General features: G+C 34.3%; 2 protein-coding genes. Both read right to left on the bottom strand.

The features are described from left to right. Window positions 1-134 precede the first annotated feature (134 nt). The gene (locus UIB65_RS06325) at window positions 135-5,960 is read right to left on the bottom strand and encodes an Ig-like domain repeat protein (RefSeq protein WP_330040332.1); all 5,826 of its coding nucleotides are present in this window, start codon (window positions 5,958-5,960) and stop codon (window positions 135-137) included. A 448-nt stretch (window positions 5,961-6,408) separates the two neighbouring features. Continuing rightward, window positions 6,409-8,903, bottom strand: a 2,495-nt coding sequence (locus UIB65_RS06330; protein WP_330040333.1) for an Ig-like domain-containing protein, incomplete at its 5' end; no start/stop codon positions are given.

Genomic DNA, 8,903 nt, shown 5'->3' on the forward strand with positions numbered 1-8,903 from the left:
AAAATCATTAAGCGTAATTTAAAATAAATCGATAATGTATTTTAAAAATATGAAAAATAACTCACAATAGATACATGTCTGCCAATTTTCTCAAAATTTTAATAAAAATAATAGAAATAAGTGAAATATATCACTTACCTAACAGTAATTTTTACAGTTTTGCCCACTGCCTTGAAGTTGGAGCTTCCAGCGTATTTAACTGCGGCTTTGAAAGTTCCTTTTTTGGTCAATTTAGTGAGTTTGAATATTGCCTGACCTTTAGAATTGGTTTTAGCGGAATATGTTTTGCCATTGACTTTAATAGTGATTTTTTGTTTTTTATAAGGCTTATTCTTATTCGTCTTTAAAGTCACAACATATTTCTTGGTCTTATCTTTCACTTTAAAGGTCTTTTTTGATGCAGCCAATTTTGGAGCTGCCTTATTTACTACAACCTTAATCTTAATAGGACTTACTGAAATATCTGTTTCACCAGCATATGTTATTGTTGCGGTATAAGTCTTTGCAGGCAAGGATGATGGAACTGTAACTATTGCCTTACCGTCAGTAGGCATAACTCTAACATCATTTTTCTTGTTTAGGTTAACGACCACTTTTCTTCCAGCCAAAATGTTGCCTTTTGAATCCTTCAATGTTACGACAATATTTTTACTTGTACCATAGGTAGTTTTTACATTTGAAGAAATCAGAATTCCTTTTGAAGATGCCTCATCAGAAACACTGAATTTGATGGATTTTGAAACCGGATTGAACTCATCATTACCATCATAAGTCACAACAACATTATATTCTCCAGGATCAAGACCTTCAAGACGGGAAACACCATTAGTGATTGGAACTGAATATATATCACCATTATCCAAAACAAAATTGACCTCACCGGTTGCGGTTTTCGGTAAAACTGCATTTAAAACATCAAAACCGTTTTCTTTAACCGCTGTCAAACTAAGATTTGGAGTTGATTTTGTAGTAATCAAAGTGGAATATTTAATTTCGCCGGTGATTGTATTGACAATTGCTACAGTGTAGTTTCCTTTATCAAGATTAACTTCTAGAGTTGCAACACCGAAATCATTTGTTGTTTTCTTGAATTCACTAGAGCCTATTTTGAATGTGACGCCTGTATTTTTAATCAAATCACCATAACCATTCCTGAATTCTGCAGTTATTTTTGAATATGAAACATCTCCTCCGTCATTAATTGTTGGCTTAACGGCAATTTCGGAAAATACAGTTTCCTCATCATATTCACAGCGCACAACATGAGTTCCGGAAGCCAATTCCCCATCGAATGAAGCTACTCCTTTGCTATCGGTTTTCAAACCATATACCTTATCGCCAATGAAGACATTGATAATCACATTGACTACAGGTTTATTGAAGTCAGTTAATGTTACTGTGAATTTTTCAGGACCGCCATAGTATTTTGATACTTTTGGAGCAGACAACGTATAATTTGTATAAGTATAATTAAACCGAATGGTTGATGAAACAATATTGTTGAAATTGCTGTCACCAATATAATTTGCATATATGGAATAAGATCCCTCATCAATACTATTTAGCGCAAGTACTGCCTTTCCATCGATAATAGGGCTAGTGTATTTATTTGAATTCAATGTGAATACAACATTACCAATCGCCGAAGTTTGTGTTAAACTAGCAGTGAAAACCATAAAATTGCCCCGTTTAGTTGGTGTAAGTGTAACAGTAGGAGTGGCTTTATATATTGTTACTTTTGATTGTTTTTTCTCACCATTTTCTAAATTAACGACAGTAATCGTATGAGTTCCAACAGGCAAATCAACGTTTGCACTTGCATATCCCTTACCATCAGTAGTTGCAAGGTATTCTGTTCCATTTGCTATAAATTTAACTTGCTTACCAACAAGATATGTAACATCCGAACTGCCAGGTTTTCCACCATCTGAATCAATAAAGTATGCACCTATTTTTGAATTTAAATATTCGCTGGCGGAGGTAACTTCACCAATTGTTGAATAGATAAAGACCTGTTTTAAAAGTGATTGACCGCCCTGCCTGAATAACACAGTATAAGTGCCGGCATCTAAATTGAATCTGAAAGTGGCAAGCCCATCTTCATCAGTTGTGCCAGTATAAGTTGTATTCAATATTGTTGCAGTTACAGTTTCTCCTTTTACAGGATTACCATCATCATCCTTTAACTGAGCAATAGTTCCTGAACGACCATAATAACTCCAATAATTTTCAGAAGTTAACCTATATGGCTTTTCAGTAACTGAAAAATCCCTACTACTTGATGAAACTCTGAAATTATTATCACCAGAATAAACAGCAGATACGCTATAATCCCCTACAGCTAAATTTTGAAGGGTTAAACTAGCACGAGCAATAGTTCCAGCACCTTCATCATATACACGTTGAACGTTTACCTTATAGACTTTGTCTGAAACAATGAAATTAACATGACCTGAGGCATAAGCAGAGTTTAAAGTTGCATTAATTATAGTTACATTTGATTTGGATTGGGAAACTGTAATTGAAGTTTTAGAATCTATTTGAGATATTTCCAATGTAAATTGTTTTTCCTCACCATTAACAGGGTTAATAACAGAAATTAAATATTTATCAGCAACTAAATTGACTTTAGAATTAGCTATACCCAATTTGTCTGTTGTAGCATTAAATAGTACAGGATTAGAATTTCTTCCATAAAGAGTAACGCTGAATGAAATTTTCTGGTCTACAAGCATTTCCCCATCAGTATTTACAAAGGACGCTGAAATATAAGAATCTAAAAAGTCATAAACTGCATCATTAGCAATAATTGTTGATAAAACAATGAATTTGGATGAACGAACTTTTCCACCATATTGTGCAGATACGTCATAAACTCCAACAGGCAACTCTGAAAAATCAAGAACAATTTGTCCATTACTGTCTGTTCTCTTGTAACCGTAAAATTTTCCATTCAATGAAATATTAACATTAGCCCCACTTAAAGCATTATCCCCATTATATAATGTGACAACATAATTTTCAGGGCCACCATAGAATTTAGATACATCATTGGCATAAATAACTAAATCAGACTGAGGAGATTTAACCACATTAACAGTGAATTCAATGATATTTGAAATAACTCTGCTGGATTTAAATTGAGCTTTGACATCGTATTTTCCTTCTTTATCAAATGTAAAGTTCAAACAAGCTTTTCCATTGTTAACTGTTGCGAAATAATTTTGGCCATTGATTGTAAATGTCACCAGCCCATCCAATGAACGCTGAATTCCATCCTCAACATAATATTCAGGAAGATCCAATTGAATATTAATTAAATCACCAACATTAACATTGTCAAATGAAGATCCCCCAGTTTCATCAACATCAATTGACACATCAGTTAAAGTGATTGAACGAGTAAATGCTTTTATACATGCTACAGCAGAATATGAGTCTTGTAAATCTGTCCAAGTTTTACCATCACCACTGTAAAATGAAATACCCTTAGTACTCATCTTATTTATTCCATCGGCATCACAGAGCGGAATATAAACTATTGGACCATCATTGAAAAATTTGACTGCAATTTCAAATGAATCCCCTTTTTTCAAGGAAACCTCCTTTTCAAATGGTATTGTATAATACCCTCTTTCATGGAATCCATTTTGGCTTGTAACTAAATTTCCATTTTGATATACTGAAACTGTGAAATTTGAAGGCGCATCAAAATAAGTTGAAAATGCAGATAGGATTTCATCTTTTTTAGCGGTAAATTTATTTTTTATATGAGCCTCTTTACCTTTAATATTATGGTAACCGCTTTTTCCTGCAAAATCATACTGATATACATCACTATATTTCCTATCATCGTTGAAGATAAATGTATACCCATAACCAATAGGCTGCAAGTAAGATAAGTATCCAAAACCATCAGATTCCCAATTTGGACCCCAACTGTTTTTAATTATCCAAGCACCAACTGCCTTGTTACCTAAAAAGTCGTTGCTGACGAATTCATCATCCCAACCAACAATAGTGACTGCGTGACCTTGATTTTCTGATAAATCTATACCGATTGAAACAGCACCATATTGCAATACTGCCTTTTTAATATGGTCATTGTCAACGAAGCTTTCCCTTTCGGGCAAAATGTAAACGTTTTGAACATGGATTAATGAATCATATATTACAGACAATGCAGAATAATCATCATAAACATCATTTTCATCATATGTCGGACCAAACCATCCGGCAAGGTAAGCTATAAACATGTATAAGTTTCCACCACTGTTCACACCTGTGTCCAAATCAAATAATGAATACTCAGACATTAAGTTTTTGACGTTTTCTTCAGAAAAATCATATTCAATTCCTGTTGCTTTTTTAAGACATGCTTCCAGTGTTGCAATACCTGAAAATGCCCAACAGTTACCTCCCTGAATTTGGTCTTTGGCAGGAGTGACATATCCATATTTTCTAGAATCATAAAATGAAGGCATGGATTCAGGTAATTTAGCAGAATAATTTATTAGCGGAACTGATTCATAGTGGTCGATATCGTAAATATTGCCATATTTTATTAATACTTTTGAAGTATCATAATTATTGTTCTTTTCCACAACATTAGCATTATCTCCATCGATGAATGTGATGTCTCCTGTGTTGGCTGTTGAATCTGTAAAGCGATTACTTTTCAAAGTGAATGAATTTGAGAATCTGTTGAATATGCTTCCGCCGATTCTTGCATGAGTGTTTTTGAAGCCGTTTCCTGTGAGAACAATTTTACCATACATATTGTAGATTGAACCGCCGTAATAAACCGCTTCATTGTCAGTGAATTCAGAATTAGCAATTTTAGAATCACATTTTAAAGTACAGATTGAACCACCAAAATCAGAAGAACCGTTTTTAAATGAGGAATCAACAACATCCAAGGTTCCTCCAATAGAATAAATTGAACCACCCGCATCATCTAAAGAAGCGTAATCCTTGAAATCAACATGATTGATATCTAATTGGCTTGAAAAAGAAGCAATTACTCCACCGAAACTGTATGCCTGAGACAAACTAAAATAAGAATCCTTTAAATTAACTGTACTGGAATTTGCATATATTGCACCCGCATATTTAGCACGATTAAGCTCAAATGAAGAGGTTTTAATATTTAAACTGGATTTTATACCATAAATAACCCCTCCAAAGCGACTCGCAGAGGAATTGTAAAAAACACAATTTTGAATATTTGCAATTGTATTGTATGTTGCTATAACTCCACCAGATGAAGCGGAATTATCATTAAAATAACAATCAGTTAAGTTTAAAGTAGTAAATTTATTTGAAGGAGTGTCACAGATAATTACTCCACCACAGGTAGCGTCAAATATTTTAGAGACATATGCATAAGACAAACTTGGTGCGTAATTTGAATCAAAGCCTGTGCTATTTTTAAACATGACATTGTTAGCAATTAAATTAGCCTGATTGTTAATGTGAACTCCGACCATTGTCAAATTGCTTAAAACGAAATATGAATCATCAGTGACAGTGAAATCAAATTTATTTGGCAAGTTAGATTTAAAAATAGTGTTTTCAATACTTTGACCTATAAATGTGGTCTTGTATGCTGAAGACGAATATATATTATTTGCTTCGGTAATGTCATAAACTCCGTTTGCAAAATAAGCGGTAGTACCGTAATCTACCCTGTCTGATTTATAATACTTATACGGATTTGACTGTGAACCATCACCATCACTATTTGCAGAAGCATCAAAATAAACCACAGAAGCAGACAATGAATCACCGACTATCTGATTTGTATTATTAATTCCGTTGTCAATTGTCCTTAACTCTCGAACGTCTAAATCATTTACACTTATCGTTTCATTCATTGCATCATTTGCAAAAACACAAGAGACACCAAATAAGGCAATCATGCTTATGCAAACAATCAACATGACCTTTCCATATCTCATTGAAAACACCAAATTTTTTTAAATAATATAGTATTTATATTGATTATTATATATTAACATTCTCATTAATTAAGGATTAACTTTGAACTTTTTTTAAAAATTAAAGAGTATAATGACTTTTTAATAGTTAAAGAGGAAACTAACTAGTTAACTCAGACACCAAATAGTTAATCAGTTAATCAATTAGTAAACTAGTAAATTAAATAGTAAACTAGTTTATTAAATAGTAAACCAGGAAACCAAATTATCGAAAAAAATTTTGAATTTTGACGAAACAGGAGGAATTTTTCCGGCAATTTACATTAAGTTTTGATTAAAATAAATGATAGAAATAGAATTTCATTGGAAATACTGAAAGGAATATTAAAAATAAAAAAAGTATTCGTAAAGATTAATTAAAGGTTACAATTGAATATAGCTTAAAAAGGATAAAAAAAATTAAGAAAAGTTATTTTTTAAACCTTCTCAATTGTATTGTACCCATAGCCAAAATCATAATCATAAGCACTAAAATCGGATTTGCGGTCGGATAAGCTGATAGGGATATGCCATTTTTATCCTTGAAACCCCGAGCTGCACTTTCATGAGTTTCATTATGAGTTTCATTATTATCATCAAATACAACAATTTTAGTTACAGTTTCATTAGCGGCATATTTATCGTCACCTGAGTAAAGGATAATCACATCATGATCACCTTTTTTCAATCCAGGAATCTTAAACTCCGCTTTACCGTCAATGACAGGCATTGTGTATTTATGACCATTGACGATTATTGTTACGGTTCCTGTTGCATCACTTGGAAGATTTACAACAACAGTTCCATCATCACCAATTTTAATATAGTCATCATTAGCGGAAACAGGTGCTGAATTTTTTCTTACCTCAAATTTTGTTTTGGTAGTGCTTGAGAGGTATTTGTCATCACCCTCATAGGTTATGATGGCCTCATATTTTCCGGCAGGAAGATTTGGAATGACTATGTTAACCTTACCGTTGATGATTTCACCTGAATAGTCCACACCATCAATAGTAACTGTTACACGGCCTGTTGCATCCTTAGGAAATGTTATCTTTATAGTTTCATCTTTTCCAACAGTAATATCCTTTGAAACCGCATCAACAGTTGAAGTACGTTTTATAACTTCAAATTGTCCAGTAGTGAAGGTTGCATCATGATTTGCATCTCCCCAGTAAGTTACTGCCACAGTTTTGCTGCCTGCAGTCAGTCCACTTACATCAAATACTGCTTTTCCATCTTTTATTGTAGCATCATATTGTATAGCATCGATTTCAATGGATACAATACCTGTTGCATCTTTAGAAACAGTTACGACAATATGTTCTTTGTTTCCAACGAAGATATCCTGTGTATCAACACTTATCGGAGTTTGTTTTTTAGGAATGCTTACTTTAGAATCAACTGTTTTAGGAGCATACTTATTATCACCAGAGTAGATCACTTCAACATCATGATCTCCGGCAGGCACATTGTCCAGGTTGATTACTGCAACTCCGTCGATGACATCTGCAACGTATGTCTGGTTTGCGACTTTGACTGTTACGTTTCCTGTTGCATTGTCTGATACAAATACTTTAATTGTTCCGTTTCCAAGGTCAACAACATTGACTTCAGATTCCTTTTCGGTTACTGTGAATCTGGTTGAATTTGATGATTTAAGGTATTTGTAATTACCGTTATATGTTACGGCCACATCATAGATTCCCATTGGAAGACCTGAAAGCACCAGTACTCCTTTGCCGTCACTTACAGCTACAGAGAATTTGCCGACATCATAAAATGGAACGCCCAAAATTTCATCAATGTCAAATGTGAACTTCTCACCATTAATTACAACTGTGAGATTTCCTGTTGCATCTGACGGAACATCAAACACAATGATTTCGTTTTCACCAACCATAATATTGGTTGCTTTAGGAATCACATATGACGGAATCTTATTTACATCAAATTCTGTACAATTGTTGCTTGACAAGTATTTGTCGTCACCGACGTATGTAACATTTACAGGATAGATTCCGTTCGGCATGCGAGGTATTTGAATAGTTCCCATACCTTTTGTCACATTCACATAATATCCTACGCCATCAATATCAATCAGTACTTGACCAGTAGCATCTTCAGGAACAAATACTGTCAGAGTTACGTTTTCGCCAACATTAATGTCAGTGACTGTTGCACTTACAGTTGATTTTACTTTGGATACAGTCACATTGGTTACTGTGTGTTTTCCAGCATAGTTATCATCACCATCGTATCCGACAGCAATTGTTTTGGTGCCTGCAGTCAGGTTATTGATTCTGAATGTTGCACTTCCGTTTATGATTTCTGATGTGTATTTTACGCCGTCAATTTCGACTGTTGCATTTCCGGTTGCATTTTCAGGAACTTTTACGGTAATGACAGTATCCTCGCCGACACCTCCAGGAACTGTTATGATTTCAATCGGAGCATCATATTTAGGTCCTGTTACAATGGAACTGAATGTTGCGTTGGAGTATTTGTCATCTCCACCATAAATTACTTCAATACTGTTTTCGCCAGGAGTTAGGCTGTCCAATGTTAATGTAGCAGTACCATTGACGACAGCAGCATTATATGTATTGTCCCCAACCTTGACTGTGACATTTCCAGTAGCGTCTTTAGGAACAACAACGACAATTGTGCCGTTTCCTTGATTAACTACAGTAACATCAGGGTCTACTTTGGACTGTTCGACTGTGAAGTTACCGACAGCATATCCAGAAGTGTAATTGCCATCACCGGAATACTCAACAACAACAGTCTTAGGACCAGCAGTCAAGTTTCCAACCCTAACAACAGCAGTACCATTAACAACCTCAGCAGTATAAGACTTACCATCAACACTAACAGTCACATTACCAGTAGCATCTTCAGGCAACTCAACAACAACAGTACCAT

This window comes from Methanobrevibacter sp., from assembly GCF_036307625.1.
Lineage (GTDB): Archaea > Methanobacteriota > Methanobacteria > Methanobacteriales > Methanobacteriaceae > Methanocatella.